Source organism: Nonomuraea sp. NPDC050227 (assembly GCF_044459705.1).
Lineage (GTDB): Bacteria > Actinomycetota > Actinomycetes > Streptosporangiales > Streptosporangiaceae > Nonomuraea.
In genome coordinates, this window is record NZ_JBITJF010000017.1 from 241,881 (window position 1) to 256,188 (window position 14,308).

The 14,308-nt window shown below is 72.4% G+C and carries 16 protein-coding genes and 3 tRNA genes; 12 read left to right on the forward strand and 7 right to left on the reverse strand.

Annotated features, from left to right (window positions below; genetic code table 11):
• Position 1: 1 nt before the first annotated feature.
• The 3 genes from hutH to ACIBK9_RS47550 are packed head-to-tail and all read right to left on the reverse strand — an operon-like array spanning position 2 to position 2,871.
• A complete protein-coding gene (hutH, locus tag ACIBK9_RS47540; RefSeq protein WP_397165751.1) occupies positions 2-1,552 on the reverse strand; it encodes a histidine ammonia-lyase in 1,551 nt (516 codons plus the stop codon).
• 15 nt (positions 1,553-1,567) lie between these two features.
• Positions 1,568-2,275 (reverse strand): ArsR/SmtB family transcription factor, encoded by a 708-nt coding sequence (locus ACIBK9_RS47545; protein WP_397165753.1) that lies wholly within the window; start codon positions 2,273-2,275, stop codon positions 1,568-1,570.
• 44 nt (positions 2,276-2,319) lie between these two features.
• Positions 2,320-2,871: a hemerythrin domain-containing protein gene (locus ACIBK9_RS47550; RefSeq protein ID WP_352331522.1), complete on the reverse strand. Its 552-nt coding sequence runs from the start codon at positions 2,869-2,871 to the stop codon at positions 2,320-2,322.
• A gap of 112 nt (positions 2,872-2,983) precedes the next feature.
• Here ACIBK9_RS47550 and ACIBK9_RS47555 point away from each other — a divergent pair, with 112 nt between their 5' ends.
• The 5 genes from ACIBK9_RS47555 to ACIBK9_RS47575 all read left to right on the forward strand — a co-directional run bounded on the left by ACIBK9_RS47555 (position 2,984) and on the right by ACIBK9_RS47575 (position 5,134).
• Entirely contained in the window at positions 2,984-4,183 is a 1,200-nt protein-coding gene (locus ACIBK9_RS47555) for a hypothetical protein (RefSeq protein WP_397165755.1), read from the forward strand.
• A 160-nt stretch (positions 4,184-4,343) separates the two neighbouring features.
• Positions 4,344-4,415: transfer RNA gene (locus tag ACIBK9_RS47560), tRNA-Gly, on the forward strand.
• 15 nt (positions 4,416-4,430) lie between these two features.
• Positions 4,431-4,501: transfer RNA gene (locus ACIBK9_RS47565), tRNA-Cys, on the forward strand.
• 7 nt (positions 4,502-4,508) lie between these two features.
• Positions 4,509-4,583: transfer RNA gene (locus ACIBK9_RS47570), tRNA-Val, on the forward strand.
• Between the two features lie 119 nt (positions 4,584-4,702).
• Positions 4,703-5,134 (forward strand): nuclear transport factor 2 family protein, encoded by a 432-nt coding sequence (locus ACIBK9_RS47575; RefSeq protein WP_397165757.1) that lies wholly within the window; start codon positions 4,703-4,705, stop codon positions 5,132-5,134.
• A gap of 95 nt (positions 5,135-5,229) precedes the next feature.
• Here ACIBK9_RS47575 and ACIBK9_RS47580 read toward each other — a convergent pair whose 3' ends face one another.
• The 3 genes from ACIBK9_RS47580 to ACIBK9_RS47590 all read right to left on the reverse strand — a co-directional run bounded on the left by ACIBK9_RS47580 (position 5,230) and on the right by ACIBK9_RS47590 (position 7,163).
• A complete protein-coding gene (locus ACIBK9_RS47580; RefSeq protein ID WP_397165758.1) occupies positions 5,230-6,063 on the reverse strand; it encodes an alpha/beta fold hydrolase in 834 nt (277 codons plus the stop codon).
• A gap of 67 nt (positions 6,064-6,130) precedes the next feature.
• Positions 6,131-6,454 carry a hypothetical protein gene (locus ACIBK9_RS47585; protein ID WP_397165760.1) on the reverse strand — a complete coding sequence of 108 codons (324 nt, stop codon included), beginning with the start codon at positions 6,452-6,454 and terminating at the stop codon, positions 6,131-6,133.
• A 100-nt stretch (positions 6,455-6,554) separates the two neighbouring features.
• Complete coding sequence (locus tag ACIBK9_RS47590) at positions 6,555-7,163, reverse strand: TetR/AcrR family transcriptional regulator (protein ID WP_397165762.1); 609 nt, start codon at positions 7,161-7,163, stop codon at positions 6,555-6,557.
• 103 nt (positions 7,164-7,266) lie between these two features.
• Between ACIBK9_RS47590 and ACIBK9_RS47595 the strand changes: the two genes are divergently transcribed.
• Both ACIBK9_RS47595 and ACIBK9_RS47600 read left to right on the forward strand, forming a co-directional pair.
• Positions 7,267-8,640, forward strand: a complete 1,374-nt coding sequence (locus ACIBK9_RS47595) for an APC family permease (RefSeq protein ID WP_397165763.1) — start codon at positions 7,267-7,269, stop codon at positions 8,638-8,640.
• The gene (locus tag ACIBK9_RS47600) at positions 8,637-9,287 is read left to right on the forward strand and encodes an NAD-dependent epimerase/dehydratase family protein (protein WP_397165764.1); all 651 of its coding nucleotides are present in this window, start codon (positions 8,637-8,639) and stop codon (positions 9,285-9,287) included. The genes ACIBK9_RS47595 and ACIBK9_RS47600 overlap by 4 nt, the downstream gene beginning before the upstream one ends.
• Here the strand turns inward: ACIBK9_RS47600 and ACIBK9_RS47605 are convergent.
• Positions 9,274-10,518, reverse strand: a complete 1,245-nt coding sequence (locus ACIBK9_RS47605) for an MFS transporter (RefSeq protein WP_397165766.1) — start codon at positions 10,516-10,518, stop codon at positions 9,274-9,276. The genes ACIBK9_RS47600 and ACIBK9_RS47605 overlap by 14 nt on opposite strands.
• Before the next feature lie 84 nt (positions 10,519-10,602).
• Between ACIBK9_RS47605 and ACIBK9_RS47610 the strand changes: the two genes are divergently transcribed.
• The 5 genes from ACIBK9_RS47610 (at position 10,603) to ACIBK9_RS47630 (ending at position 14,308) form a co-directional block, all read left to right on the forward strand.
• Positions 10,603-11,139, forward strand: a complete 537-nt coding sequence (locus ACIBK9_RS47610) for a CGNR zinc finger domain-containing protein (protein ID WP_397165768.1) — start codon at positions 10,603-10,605, stop codon at positions 11,137-11,139.
• Between the two features lie 79 nt (positions 11,140-11,218).
• Positions 11,219-12,310, forward strand: a complete 1,092-nt coding sequence (locus ACIBK9_RS47615; protein WP_397165770.1) for an LLM class flavin-dependent oxidoreductase — start codon at positions 11,219-11,221, stop codon at positions 12,308-12,310.
• Positions 12,311-12,335: 25 nt separating this feature from the next.
• Positions 12,336-12,971: an FMN reductase gene (locus tag ACIBK9_RS47620; RefSeq protein WP_397165772.1), complete on the forward strand. Its 636-nt coding sequence runs from the start codon at positions 12,336-12,338 to the stop codon at positions 12,969-12,971.
• Between the two features lie 9 nt (positions 12,972-12,980).
• A complete protein-coding gene (locus ACIBK9_RS47625) occupies positions 12,981-13,745 on the forward strand; it encodes a chitosanase (RefSeq protein WP_397165774.1) in 765 nt (254 codons plus the stop codon).
• 50 nt (positions 13,746-13,795) lie between these two features.
• A complete protein-coding gene (locus tag ACIBK9_RS47630) occupies positions 13,796-14,308 on the forward strand; it encodes a hypothetical protein (RefSeq protein ID WP_358285567.1) in 513 nt (170 codons plus the stop codon).

Genomic DNA, 14,308 nt, shown 5'->3' on the forward strand with positions numbered 1-14,308 from the left:
GTTAGTCGAGCGGCCCGGTGACCGACTCCACCGCGGCCACGACGCCGCCCTCGGCCACCAGCCGCACGGCGGACTCGATCTCCGGCGCGAGGAAGCGGTCGGGGCCCGGCGCGGGCACGTTCTCGCGCAGCGCCCTGACCACGGCCGCGGTCGCCGGCGCGGGCTCCAGGGGGGCGCGCAGGTCGAGCGCGCGGGCCGCGGTGAGCACCTCGACGGCCAGCACCCGCGTCAGCCCGTCGATCGACCTGCGCAGCTTGCGCGCCGCCGACCAGCCCATGGAGACGTGGTCCTCCTGCATGGCCGAGCTGGGGATGGAGTCGACGCTGGCGGGCACGGCCAGCCGCTTCAGCTCCGAGACGATCGCGGCCTGGGTGTACTGGGCGATCATGTGGCCGGAGTCGACGCCGGGGTCGTCGGCCAGGAACGCGGGCAGGCCGTGGTTGCGGGCCACGTCGAGGAAGCGGTCGGTGCGGCGTTCGGACATCGAGGCCAGGTCGGCGGCCACGACGGCGAGGAAGTCGAGCACGTAGCCCACGGGCGCGCCGTGGAAGTTGCCGTTGGACTCCACCCGGCCGTCGTCGAGCACGGCCGGGTTGTCCACGGCGCTGGCCAGCTCCCAGCCGGCCACGGTGGCGGCGTGCGCGATCGTGTCACGGGCGGCGCCGGCGACCTGCGGGGCGCAGCGCAGCGAGTACGCGTCCTGGACGCGGGTGCACGCCTGCGGGTCGCGGTGGCTGGCCATGACGCCGGAGCCGGCCAGGATCCTGGTCATGTTGGCGGCGGACCTGGCCAGACCGGGGTGCGGGCGCAGGGCCTGGAGCTCCGGCATGAAGACGCGGTCGGTGCCGAGCAGCGCCTCCACGCTCATCGCCGCGCTGATGTCGGCGGTCCTGACCAGCCTGGTGAGGTCGGAGATGGCCAGGATGAGCATGCCCAGCATGCCGTCGGTGCCGTTGATCAGGGCCAGGCCCTCCTTGGCGGCCAGCTCGACCGGCTCGATGCCGGCCTGCTTGAGCGCCTCCCCGGCGGGCTGGAGCTCCCCCGCGGCGTCGCGGACGACGCCCTCGCCCATCAGCGTCAGCGCCACGTGGGCCAGCGGCGCGAGGTCGCCGGAGCAGCCGAGGCTGCCGTACTCGTGCACGACCGGCGTGATGCCGGCGGTGAGCAGCGCGGCCAGGGTCTTGGCGGTGCCCGGCCTGATGCCGGTGTGGCCGGTGGCCAGGGTGTGCAGGCGCAGCAGCATGAGCGCGCGCACCACCTCGGTCTCCACCTCGGGGCCGCTGCCCGCCGCGTGCGAGCGCACCAGCGAGCGCTGGAGCTGGGCGCGCAGCGCGGGGTCGATGTGCCGGGTGGCCAGGGCGCCGAACCCGGTGGAGACGCCGTAGGCGGGCACGGGGCTCTCGGCAAGTTCGTCCACCCGCTGGCGGGCGGCCGCCATGGCGGCCACCGCGTCGTCGGTGAGCTGCACGGCGGCGCCGTGGCGGGCCACCTTGATGACGTCGTCGAAGCTCAGAGGCTCGGGGCCGACGTTCACGACTCCGTTGTCGCGCATGATCGTCTCTCTCGCTTAGGTAACCGGCGTACCCGATGTTAGCTCCTTACTCGGGAAGATCGCCGCCAGCCCCTCCCTGCCCTCGTCGGTGAGGACCACCGCGCGCGGCACCGATCCGCGCCGGTACCAGCCGCGTTCCAGCAGGACGTCGGTGATCGCGGCGCCCAGGGCGCCGCCGAGATGCGACCGGCGTTCGGTCCAGTCGAGGCATTCCGGGGCGAAGCGCCGCCTGGTCCTGCGGGCGCCCTCGACGTCCACACCCAGGCCCGTCAGCAGCCGTTCGCCGTCGGAGGTGAGGTCCTGGCGGTCGTAGAAGCCGCCGTCCCTGAGCCGGTCGAGCAGGGCGACGCCGGCGCGTCCGGCCAGATGGTCGTAGCAGGTGCGGGCCTCCTCCAGCAGGCGCGCCTGCCGGGACTGCCGCAGTGAGCGCACCGGCGGGCGGGCGCTCACCCTGGCCAGGGTCTCCAGCACCTCGGCGATCTCGTGCCCGGCCAGCCGGTAGTAGCGGTGGCGGCCCTGCCGGACGACGTCGACCAGGCCTCCGTCGAGCAGCCGGGCCAGATGGGCGCTGGCGGTCGCGGCGCTCACCCCGGCGACCCTGGCCAGCTCACCGGCGGCCAGGGCCCGGCCGCCGAGCAGCGCGGTGAGCATGGCGGCCCTGGTGGGGTCGGCGATGAGCGCGGCGACGGGCGCGATGTCGGCGTCACGGGCGATGTGCTCCATGCCCACGACGCTAACGCACCGACATTTCGTCCGGGAACGAAGTGTCAGCCGCTCCCCAGGGCCTTCCTGATGATCTCGCGGGCCCGGTCCATCAGCGCGAGGGGCGTGCCGATCAGCACGTTCTTCGTCGCCGACTCCACGCCGGGACGCGGCCGCAGCGGCCCGACCGCCTCGGCCGCCCGCACCGCCGCCGCCATGGCCCGGCGTTCCACGACGGAGGTGCTGTTGCGCAGCTGGGCGAACTCGTAGCGCTCCTCGCTGCGGGCGTGCATGGTGACCGCCGTGCGCAGCTCGGCCAGTTTCTCCCAGAACGCCGGGTCGTCCACGCCCGCCCGGTCGATCTCGACGAGCAGCCGCTTGGCCCGGTTCTCCTCGGCCAGCCGGTCGGCCACCACGCCGGGGCCGCCGTCCACCTTCCTGCGCGCGTAGGGGTGGACGATCTCCTCCTCGGCGGTCTCGTGCACGGCCAGCAGGCGGATCAGCCGCTCGAACGCCTCCTCCACCCGTTCCGGCGGCGCCTGCTCCACCTCGTCGAACAGGTCCCTGATCTGGCCGTGCTGGGCCATCAGCACGTCGATGACATCGTGTTCAGCCACGCCCAGCGGCCTACCCGGGCGCCGGTCGGGCACGCGCCTCCTTACCGAACGCGGATCGTTCGGCGACGCAACGCGGAGGTTGCCCCACCAGGCCGCGGGTAGGCGCAGCGACATGGCCTTCGACCCACTTCAGGAGCGGGGCATCCCGCTGGACGAGCAGCTGCGCGACTGGCGGGAGCTCGACGTCTCGCCCATCGATCCCGACCACGCCGACCCGTACACCCGCTGCCGGATCATCACGATGAACGGCATCGAGACCGAGGCGATCCTGTTCAGCCACCAGCTCGCCCGCCACTGCACCGACCTGGAGCTGAAGCGGCAGCTCGCCCGGGTGCGCCACATCGAGGCGCAGCAGCAGAAGGCGGTCAACTGGCTGCTGCCCGGCGTCGCGTCGGTGCTGGAGACCACCATCGCCTACGAGCAGGTCGCGGTGGACCTGACGGCGTGGGTGGCGCGCATGGAGCCCGACCCGTACCTGACGCAGGCGTACCAGTTCGGGGTGCTGGAGGACTTCGACCACCTCTACCGGTACGCCAACCTCTACGAGATGATCGAGCACCGCAAGGCCGAGAAGATCGTGGACGGGGTCACCGAGGTCATGCCGGGGCGGCCGACGTACCTGCACCACCGGGACCCGGTCGACAACGTGCGCGAGCCGTACGACCGGCACCGCACCGAGCCGCTGTCGAAACTGCACGCCCTGACCGTCATGGCGGCCGAGCAGCAGACCATGAACTTCTACATGAACGTCGGGCCGCTGGCGATGGAGCCGATCGCCCGGCAGCTCTACCAGGAGATCGCCATGGTGGAGGAGGAGCACGTCACCCACTACGAGTCGCTGGTCGACCCGGGCGAGAGCTGGTGGGAGATGCTGCTCAACCACGAGTACAACGAGTGCTACCTCTACCACTCGTTCATGGAGACCGAGTCCGACCCCAGGGTGAAGGCCGTCTGGGAGCTGCACCTGAACATGGAGATCGAGCACCTGCGGCTGGCCTGCGAGCTGTTCAAGCGGTTCGACGGGCGGGATCCCGACCAGGTGCTGGCTCCCGAGCTGCCGCCGCCGGTGACGTTCGAGCCGAACAAGGCGTACCTGCGGGAGCTGCTGGCCACCCAGATCGACTGCACCACGCTCGGCACCGGGTACGTCCAGGAGGCCCACGAGCGCTTCACGCGCATGCAGGAAGCGGTCCTGGGCGGGGAGAAGCCGCCGTCGGAGCGGGTCATCGACGACAACCGGGCGGTGTCGGGGCGGGAGTACCGGCTTGAGACGGAGGGGCCGCATCCGGCGGGCATGCAACTGGGCCGCTGACCGGGCCGTGCCCTCCTTGCGCCTCCGCCCCGGGTCCCGCCCCGGGGCGGTGGGCGCGGCCGGGCCGCACCTGGGACGACCTGCGCGGAAGCGCTCCGGTTTGGGGACTCGGCGAGGATTCGCTAGAGTTCTCTCGTCGCCCGGCACGCGCGGGGCGCACGCGGAAGTGGCTCAGTGGTAGAGCATCACCTTGCCAAGGTGAGGGTCGCGGGTTCGAATCCCGTCTTCCGCTCGGAGCTTCCGGCTCGGTGGCGTGGCCGAGAGGCGAGGCAGCGGCCTGCAAAGCCGTCCACACGGGTTCAAATCCCGTCGCCACCTCTACGAAGGACGATTAGCTCAGCGGGAGAGCGCTTCCCTGACACGGAAGAGGTCACTGGTTCAATCCCAGTATCGTCCACCATCTCTCATCAGCCAGGTCGGCGGGTCGCCGGCCTGGCTGACGCTTTTTCGCGGCCTTTCCGGCCCCTCCCCGGGCGCGGGGCCTGGCGCTTGTAGCAAGCGTTTGGTTCGATCAGGGGCATGGACGTTCAGGAGATCGCCGACCGTCTGGAGATCACCGACCTGCTGGCCCGGTACTCGCGGGCCGTCGACTCCGGCGAGTGGGACCTGCTCGACGAGGTGTTCAGCCCGGAGGCGGTCATCGACTACCGGTCCGCGGGCGGGATCAGGGGCGGGCTGGCGGAGGTCAAGAGCTGGCTCGCCGAGGTGCTGCCGCACTGGCCCGGACGCCTGCACCTGATCGGGGCCCCGCGGATCGTCCTCACCGGGGACGAGGCGCGGGTCAGCGCGCCGTTCACCGACACCCTCGCCCCGACGCGCGACATGGCCGCGGCCGACGCCAAGGGGTTCCTGCACGGCGGCGGCTGGTACCACCACCGCATGCGGCGTACTTCCGTCGGCTGGCGAAGTCAGGAGCTGGTGGAGGAACAGAGCTGGCGCACAGCCCGGTGACCCCACCCCCGCCCCCCCTGGCCCGGCCACTTCCCGACCGGGCAGCCTCCCGAGCGGGCGGCTTCCTGGCTAGGCCGCTTGCGGGTACGGCGGGCTCAGTGTGGCTGTTCGGGGTGGGTTGTGGTGAAGGCGAGGAGGGGGATGGCGGTCTGCTGGGGGTCCTCCAGGATGGGGGTGTGGCCGAGGCCGGGCAGGAGCGCGATCTCGGCCCCCGGCACGACGCGATAGCCGGACGCGGACGAGGAGCGCCACCGGCGGTCGTCCGCGCCGAAGATCACCAGCAGCGGCTTGCCCAGGGGCGCCAGCCGGTCAGGGAGCGGCCGTTCGTGCAGGTAGTCGCGAGTGCCCTGCATGGTCGCGGCGAGCGTGTGGAGGGTCATGCATCGCACCTCGTCCAGCAGCTCGTCCGGGGGCTGGTAGCCGGGACGGCTGAAGCCCGGGCTCGCGAACAGGCGGATCTGCTCGTCGGTCGGCGGCCACTGCGAGGGGGCGAACGCGGCCGACGCCGGGGCGATGAAGGCGTCCAGGTCAGGCCCGGTGTTGATGAGGACGAGCGCCGTCACCAGGCCGGGACGCTGTTCGGCCAGGGCGGTGGCGACCGCGCCGCCGCTGGAGTGGCCCGCGACCACGGCCTCCCGCACGCCGAGCCGGTCCAGCGCCTCGCCGACCCGGCGTGCCTGGTCGGGGGTGGTGTAGCCGCGGTCGTCCGGTTTGGCGGAGCGGCCGTGGCCGAGCAGGTCGATCCGGATGACGCGATGGGAGCCCGTGAGCAGCGGGACCATCTGGTCCCAGGAGCGGGCCGAGGACGCCGAGCCGTGGATGAGGAGAAGGGCGGGGGCGTCGCGGGGGCCGTCCTGGCAGACGTGGAGGTCGCCGTCGTCAAGGGAGAGGATCGTGCTCTCGGTGGTGTCGCCGTGGGAACTGGTCATGAGGCCACTGTGGCGGCCGTCCCGCGCCGGGGGATTGGACGAATGTTCCCTCGGGTTGCTGCCAGGGTTACACGTTCGCCGACATCGAGAACCAGATGTAGCCGACAGTGGTCAGGAGCAGGCACGCTGCTCCGATCGCCGCGCCCGCCGAGGCCGCGAAGAGCCGTACGGGCGTGGGCCGCCGTGCCGTGAACGCGTACCCGAGGGCGAGGCCGGCGCCGGGGAGCACCGCGGCCGCGATGCCGCACTTGGCCAGGAGCTCCGTGGGCATCCAGTCCAACCGCCAGATGCTCCAGGCCACCAGTCCGTAGCCGGTGAGGGCCGCTGCGCAGAGCACGGTCAGCCCGAGGGTGGCGTACTTGCGCGTGCCGGGATCAGGGAGGGACGTCACGGGCCGATGATCGCACGGCGTCGCGGCCGCCGGTAGACGCACCGGAGGCGGGAGGGCGGATGGGGTGTGCCGCCCGGACAGACCGGACAGAGGGGCGGGGTCACATGCCGGTCAGGGGGCAGTGGGTGGCGTCTGTGGCGTAGGACAGGAGGAGGTCGCGGGCCGTCTCCGTGTCGAACGGCCGCACCGCGTCCAGCAGGTGCAACCCCAGCCCGTCCTCCAGCGCCACCAGGTTCCTGGCGATCGTCATGGCGTCCCGGGTCAGCGTGAAGACGCCGGTCGCCGACCCCGCCTCCAGGATCGCGGCGTACAGGGCCACCTGCCGCTCGTACAGCCGGATGTGCTGGGCCGCGTACGCCGGGTCGCGCCGGGCGTGCGCCCCCAGCTCGTACAGCAGCACGCACAGCTCGTCGCCCGGACCGGCGGGCAGGCCGCTGCCGATGGTGATGACCAGGCGCCGCCGCAGGTCGGGCTCGCGGGCGGCGGCGGCCTCGCGGGCCGCGCAGAACCGGTCGACCGCCTCGCGCTGCACCTCCTGCAGCAGGCCGGCCATGCTCGGGAAGTAGTACAGCACCGACCCCGCCGACATGCCGGCGACCTCGGCGACGTCGCGCAGCCGCAGGTCGAGGATGCCGCGTTCGAGCACCGCCCGGCGGGCGGCGGAGACGAGTTCGGCCCGCTTCTCCCGGGCCCGGCTGGGTCGCGCCATGGCCGCGATTCTTCATAGGCGCTTCAAAAAACGCAAGCCGTCCTTGACGAACGCCCCCGATAGTTCTTTGATACTCGCTCAAGGAACCCCCCAAGGAGGCGTCGTGGCATCAACGGCCGCCCATCCACACCTGCACCGGGGACTCAAGCTCCTCGGCACCCTCCTCCTCACCCTGTCCGCCATCACCCCCGCGTCCTCGGTCTTCATCATCGCCCCCGGCGTGATCTCCCAGGCCGGCAGCGGCGCGATCCTCAGCTACCTGGCCGGCGCCGTCGTGGGCGTGTTCATGGCCTTCGTCTACGCCGAGCTGGGCTCGGCGTTCCCGCTCACCGGCGGCGAGTACGCCATCACCGCCCGGACGCTCGGCCGGCTGCCCGGCTTCGTGGTGCTCGGGCTGATCCTCATCACGCAGCTGCTCATCATCGCCGTCATCGCGCTGGGCGTGGGCGCGTACCTGTCGGTCGTCCTCCCGGGGCTGGACGGGCCGCTGGTGGCGGCCGTGACGTGCCTGCTCACCACCGTCGTGGCGGTCTTCGACATCAAGCTGAACGCCTGGGTGACCGGGGTGTTCCTGGCCATCGAGATGATCGCGCTGGTGGTCGTGGCGGCGCTCGGCCTGTTCAGTCCGCAGCGCTCGCCGGTCGAGCTGATCACCCATCCGGTGGTGGCCGGGGACGGCGGCGCGCTGGTGCCCGCCTCGCTGGGCCTGATCGGCGCGGCGACCGCAGTGGCGATCTTCTCCTACAACGGGTACGGCTCGGCGGTCTACTTCGGCGAGGAGGTGCACGACGCGCCGAAGAGCATCGCCAAGACCGTGCTGTGGGCGCTGGGCGTCACCGTGGCGGCCGAGCTGGTGCCGGTGACGGCGGTGCTGGTGGGCGCGCCGTCGCTGGAGGGCCTGTTCGGCGCGGAGAACATGATGCAGTACTTCGTCACCGCCCGCGCCGGGTCCGTGGCCAACACGGTGATCTCCCTGGCCGTGGCGCTGGCCATCCTCAACGCCGTGCTGGCCATCATCCTCATCACCTCGCGCATGTTGTTCAGCACCGGACGGGACCGCGCCTGGCCCGCGCCGGTCAGCCGCCTGCTGTCGTCGATCCACGCCCGGTACGGCTCCCCGTGGGTGGCCACGGTGCTGACCGGCGTGGTCAGCGCGGCCTGCTGCTTCATCGACGAGCGCTTCCTGCTGGTGGTGACCGGCACCTCGATCGTGGCCGTGTACGCGGCGCTGTGCCTGGGCGCGATCGCCGGGCGGCGCAACGGCACGACCGGCCACGCGGCGTACCGGATGCCGTGGTTCCCGCTCGCGCCGGTGCTGGCGCTGGCCGCGCTGGCGTACGTGATCTACCTCAACGCCCTGGACCCGGCGATCGGCCGGCCCAGCCTGTACGTCACCGCCGGGATCGCGGTGGTGTCGGCGGCGTACTATCTGGGGGTGCTGCGGCGGCGCGGCGGGTGGGATCTGGCTGAACCATGAGAGTGATCATCTTCGGGGCGACCGGCATGGTCGGGCGCGGCGTGCTCAGGGAGTGCCTGCTCGACGAGCGCGTGACGGCCGTGCTCACGGTCGGCCGGTCGCCCACGGGGACGGTCCACCCCAAGCTGCGCGAGCTGCTCCATGCCGACCTGTCGGACCTGTCGGCCGTCGAGGGCGAGCTGTCCGGCTACGACGCGTGCTTCTTCTGCCTCGGCGTGTCCGCGGCGGGCATGAGCGAGCAGGAGTACCGGCGGATCACCTACGACTACACGCTGGCGGCCGGCACCACGCTGGCCCGGCTCAGCCCGTCCTCGACCTTCGTCTACGTCTCGGGGGCCGGCACAGACGCGCACGGCCGCGCGATGTGGGCCAGGGTGAAGGGCGCGACGGAGAACGCGCTGCTCGCGCTGCCGTTCCACGCCTACATCTTCCGTCCCGGCTACATCCAGCCGATGCACGGCGTGACCTCGCGCACCCGCTGGTACCGGCTGGCCTACGTCGTGGCCGCGCCGCTCTACCCGCTGCTGCGGCGGCTGTTCCCGGCGGCGGTGACGACGACCGAGCGCATCGGCCAGGCGATGATCACCGTGGCCGAGCGCGGCGCGCCCGAGCGGATCCTCGGCCCGGCGGCGATCAACGCCCTGTGACGGCGGCCCGCGGCACCGGCCGCACGGCCCCCGGGATCAGCGGCACGGCCAGCAGCGAGGCGAGCGCGGCCAGCCCCCACACCGCCTCCCACGAGGCGAGGCCGAGCACCACCGGGACGAGCAGCGGGGTCACGAAGCCCGAGGCGAAGCAGGCGGTGCCCTCCAGGCCGAGCGCGGTGCCCGCCCTGGCCGCGCCCGCCATGGCGGCGATCTCGGTGTAGGCGATGCCGTGCCAGGAGTTGGCCAGCAGGCCGCCGATCGCCAGGGCGGCGACGGTGAGCGGGGTGGGCGCCGAGGTGAGCACGGCGGCGGCGGCCATCACGACGCCGGACAGCGTCCCGATGGCGCGGATCCAGATGCGCCGCCCGCCGCGGCGGTCGGTACGCCGGCCGGTCCAGATGCGCGCCGCGCCGCCGCCGAGCTGGGCGACGAGCACGGTGAGGGCGGCCAGGCCGGCGCCGGCCCCCTTGACGTCGTGCAGGAAGATCGCGGTGAAGGACAGCACGGCGAACTGCGGCACGGTGAGCAGCCCGCTGGCCAGCGCCACCCGCCACACGTCCCAGCGGCGCAGCGGGGAGGGGCCGGGCTCCGGGGCGGCGGCCGCGGCGGCGGGCGCCGGCTCGTGCAGCCAGCGCCAGGTGGCCGCCGCCGCCAGCAGGCAGAACACCGCCGGTACGGCGTAGACGGCGCGGAACCCGTACCGCTCGGCGAGCCAGGGCAGCAGGGCGACCCCGACCGCGCCGCCGACGGGGATGGCCGTCTGGCGGACGCTCATGGCCAGCCCCCGCTCGCCGTCGGCGAACCAGGTCATGACGGCCCGCCCGGAGGCGCCGTTCACGCTGCCGCCCAGCGCCCCGGCGGCCAGCAGGCACGCCGCCAGCAGGGCCACCCCGGCGTGCTCGGCCGGCGTCACGGCGGCGGCCATCACCGCCAGCAGCGCGCCCGTGGCGGTCAGCCCGGCCAGCAGCACGCGGCGGTCGCCCCAGCGGTCGGTGAGCATGCCCCACGCGATGTCGGAGGCGGCCACGCCCAGCCCCAGGCAGGACAGGACCAGGCCGAGCGAGCCCAGCGACAGGTGGTAGCCCGAGCGCATGGAGACCGCGGTCAGCGGGATGCCGGAGAACATGGCCGAGAAGCTGGCCTGGGCGCCGACGCCCACGGACAGCACGACCCATCGGTGCCGCGCGCCGAACCGGCGCGTCCCGCCGCCGACGGTGATGAGTGTCGCCACGATGCCCCCAAAGTAACCGGATTCAGTGGTTAGAAACCTTGGCAGCGCCGGAAGTAACTTGTCAACGCGGTTACCATGGGCGTCGTGGACTTCACCTTCGTCAGCGGCAACCTCGGCCTCGACCTCGCCGGCACCATCGGCCACCGCCGGGGCGCGCGCCTCGACCTGCTGGCCTCCCCCGCCGACCTGGCCCGCTGGACGGTCGCCGCCGGGCTCCTCGACGAGCCGCCCGAGACCGGCGACGACGACCTGGCGCGGGCGTCGGCCCTGCGCGAGGCGATCTACCGGCTGGCCACGGCCGCCCGCGAGGGCAGCCCGTACGACCGGGCCGACCGCGACCTGCTCAACGAGACCGCCCGGCGCCCGCCCGCGGACGTCGCGCTCGAAGAGCGCGGCCTGCGGCGCGGCGGCGGCCTGCCCGGCGCGCTGTCCACGACGGCGCGCGCGGCGATCGAGCTGCTCGGCGGCCCGCAGGCGGAGCTGATCCGCGAGTGCGAGGCCGACCCCTGCACCCGCCTGTACGTCGACGCCTCCCACCGCCGCACCCGCCGCTGGTGCGACATGCGCGGCTGCGGCAACCGCGCCAAGGCCGCGGCCTTCCGCGCCCGTGCGGGCGCCTGACCGGGATGATGGAATAACGGCGGAGGCCGGGACGCTACGGTACCTGTCAAAGATTCAACAGTCATGGATGGTGACTAAAGTGCAGTTCGGAATCTTCAGCGTGGGCGACGTGACCACCGACCCCACCACCGGCAGGACCCCGACCGAGCACGAGCGGATCAAGGCGATGGTGGCGATCGCGCTCAAGGCCGAGGAGGTCGGCCTCGACGTGTTCGCGACGGGCGAGCACCACAACCCGCCGTTCGTGCCGTCCTCGCCGACCACCATGCTCGGCTACATCGCGGCCAGGACCGAGCGGCTGATCCTGTCCACCGCCACGACGTTGATCACGACCAACGACCCGGTCAAGATCGCCGAGGACTTCGCCATGCTCCAGCACCTGGCCGACGGCCGGGTGGACCTCATGCTGGGCCGTGGCAACACCGGGCCGGTCTACCCGTGGTTCGGGCAGGACATCCGCCAGGGCATCCCGCTGGCCGTGGAGAACTACGCGCTGCTGCACCAGCTCTGGCGCGAGGACGTCGTCGACTGGGAGGGCCGCTTCCGCACCCCCCTGCAGGGGTTCACCAGCACGCCGCGCCCGCTCGACGGGGTGCCGCCGTTCGTGTGGCACGGCTCGATCCGCAGCCCGGAGATCGCCGAGCAGGCCGCCTACTACGGTGACGGCTTCTTCGCCAACAACATCTTCTGGCCCAAGGAGCACTTCATCCGCCTGATCAACCTCTACCGCCGGCGCTACGCCCACTACGGGCACGGCACGCCCGAGCAGGCGATCGTCGGCCTGGGCGGCCAGGTGTTCATGCGCAAGAACTCCCAGGACGCGGTCCGCGAGTTCCGCCCCTACTTCGACAACGCCCCCGTGTACGGCCACGGGCCGTCGCTGGAGGAGTTCACCGCCGAGACCCCGCTCACCGTGGGCAGCCCGCAGCAGGTCATCGACCGGACGATGGAGTTCCGCGAGTTCTTCGGCGACTACCAGCGCCAGCTGTTCCTCATGGACCACGCCGGCCTGCCGCTGAAGACCGTGCTGGAGCAGCTCGACATCCTGGGCGAGGAGGTCGTGCCGGTGCTGCGCAAGGAGATGGCCAAGGACCGCCCGGCCGGCGTCCCGGACGCGCCGGCGCACGCCTCGCTGGTCCAGGCCCGCACGTCCCAGGCCGTCGAGGTCTGACCCCTCCAGGGAAGGAGATCCCCCCATGAAGCTCGTCGTCGTCACGGCCGGCCTGACCCAGCCGTCCTCCACCCGCCTGCTCGCCGACCGGCTGGCCGAGGCCACCCGGCGGCGGCTGGACGGCGCGGCCGAGGTGCGCGTGGTCGAGCTGCGCGACCTGGCCGTGGACATCGCCAACAACCTGGTGACCGGCTTCCCCGGCGCCCGGCTGCGCGAGGTGGTCGAGGCCGTGACGCAGGCCGACGGGCTCATCGCGGTCACGCCGACCTTCAGCGGCTCCTACAGCGGGCTGTTCAAGTCGTTCTTCGACGTCCTGGACAACACGGCCCTGGCGGGCACGCCCGTGCTGATCGCCGCCACGGGCGGCACCGCCCGCCACTCGCTCGTGCTGGAGCACGCGCTGCGCCCGCTGTTCGCCTACCTGCGGGCCGTGGTCGTGCCGACCGCCGTCTACGCCGCCTCGGAGGACTGGGGCGGCGGCGGCGACTCCTTCACCGACGGGCTCGGCGAGCGCATCGACCGGGCCGCCGGCGAGCTGGCCGGCCTGCTGGCGGGCCGTGCTCCCCGCCCGGTCACGGCTGAGGAAGAAGGCGGGGCCGGGGCTGACGACGAGGTCGTCCCGTTCGCGGAGCAACTCGCGGCTTTGCGCGCACTGCGCTAGTTTGCAGCGGTGCTGACCGCTACATGCCTCTCGCTGTCCCTTGCCGTGACCTGCGTCTCCCCCGCAGACCTCAACAACCCACACAAGAAGGACATCGCCATGCAGCTGGTGTCCAGCGCGGAGAACTCCTCGCTGGACTGGAAGGCCCAGTACGGCTACATCGAGGACATCAAGGACGAACGCGGCTACACCGCGGGCATCATCGGCTTCTGCTCCGGCACCGGCGACATGCTGGAGCTGGTCGAGCTCTACACCCGGCGCAAGCCCTCGAACGTGCTGGCCAAGTACCTGCCCGCGCTGCGCAGGGTCAACGGCACCGACTCCCACGAGGGCCTCGGCAAGCCGTTCGTCAAGGACTGGAAGAAGGCCGCGGCCGACCCCGTCTTCCGTCGGGCCCAGGACCACGAGCGCGACCGCGTCTACTTCGACCCGGCCGTCCGCCGGGCCAAGAAGGACGGTTTGCGGGCGCTCGGCCAGTTCGCCTACTACGACGCCATGGTCATGCACGGCCCCGGCTCCGACAAGCTGAGCTTCGGCGGCATCAGGAAGGCCGCGCTGGCCAAGGCCGCCTCCCCCGCCCGCGGCGGCGACGAGGTGGCCTACCTCAACGCGTTCCTGGACGCCAGGAAGGCGGCGATGAAGGCCGAGGACGCCCACGACGACACCACCCGGGTCGACACCATGCAGCGCGTCTTCTTGAGGAAGGGCAACCTCGACCTCAGGCCGCCGCTGACCTGGAAGGTGTACGGCGACAAGTACACGATCAAGCACTGATCCGGCGATCAGGGTAGGTTGGTGCCCAAGCCGAACAAACGGGGTTAATCATGTCCAACGGTGCCCGTCATGGTCTGGGAGTGGTCGCGGGGCTGCTGCTTCCGCCGCTGATCGCCGCCTGCCTCATGTACGGCATCGGCGAGCTCGGCCTGACCATGGCCACGCGGTTCAGGGTCTCCTGGATCGGGCTGGCCGTGATCGCGGCGGCCGGGGCCGGTCTGGCCTTCCTGGCCGGCTCGCGCCTGTCACCGATCGCCTCGCTGCTCGGCGGACTGGCCTACACCGCGCTCGGCCTGGTGCCCGCGGTGGAGCTGGGCGCCGGGTTCCGCGTCCTCCCCGACGGGCTGGTCACCGGCAGCCTGGGAGCGGGCCTGCAGACCACGATCTACACCGGGGTCATGCTGTTCCTCGGCGTGGCGCTGCTGGTCGTGTCGGCCTTCCCGTCGCGGTGGCGGTCCCCGGCGCGGCCGTCGGCCTACGCCTCCGAGTACGGCTCGGCGGGGTCGCCGTACCTGCCGCAGGGCACGCCGCACGACGTCACCAGGCCGATGCACCGCGAGTGA

Bases quoted from the DNA above. Each gene is read 5' to 3' on its own strand.
- ACIBK9_RS47630 (WP_358285567.1), top strand. From the start codon at position 13,796: ATGTCCAACGGTGCCCGTCATGGTCTGGGAGTGGTCGCGGGGCTGCTG.
- ACIBK9_RS47575 (WP_397165757.1), top strand. From the start codon at position 4,703: ATGGACGTTCAGGAGATCGCCGACCGTCTGGAGATCACCGACCTGCTG.
- ACIBK9_RS47545 (WP_397165753.1), bottom strand. From the start codon at position 2,275: ATGGAGCACATCGCCCGTGACGCCGACATCGCGCCCGTCGCCGCGCTC.
- hutH (WP_397165751.1), bottom strand. From the start codon at position 1,552: ATGCGCGACAACGGAGTCGTGAACGTCGGCCCCGAGCCTCTGAGCTTC.
- ACIBK9_RS47600 (WP_397165764.1), top strand. From the start codon at position 8,637: ATGAGAGTGATCATCTTCGGGGCGACCGGCATGGTCGGGCGCGGCGTG.
- ACIBK9_RS47590 (WP_397165762.1), bottom strand. From the start codon at position 7,163: ATGGCGCGACCCAGCCGGGCCCGGGAGAAGCGGGCCGAACTCGTCTCC.
- ACIBK9_RS47580 (WP_397165758.1), bottom strand. From the start codon at position 6,063: ATGACCAGTTCCCACGGCGACACCACCGAGAGCACGATCCTCTCCCTT.
- ACIBK9_RS47555 (WP_397165755.1), top strand. From the start codon at position 2,984: ATGGCCTTCGACCCACTTCAGGAGCGGGGCATCCCGCTGGACGAGCAG.
- ACIBK9_RS47620 (WP_397165772.1), top strand. From the start codon at position 12,336: ATGAAGCTCGTCGTCGTCACGGCCGGCCTGACCCAGCCGTCCTCCACC.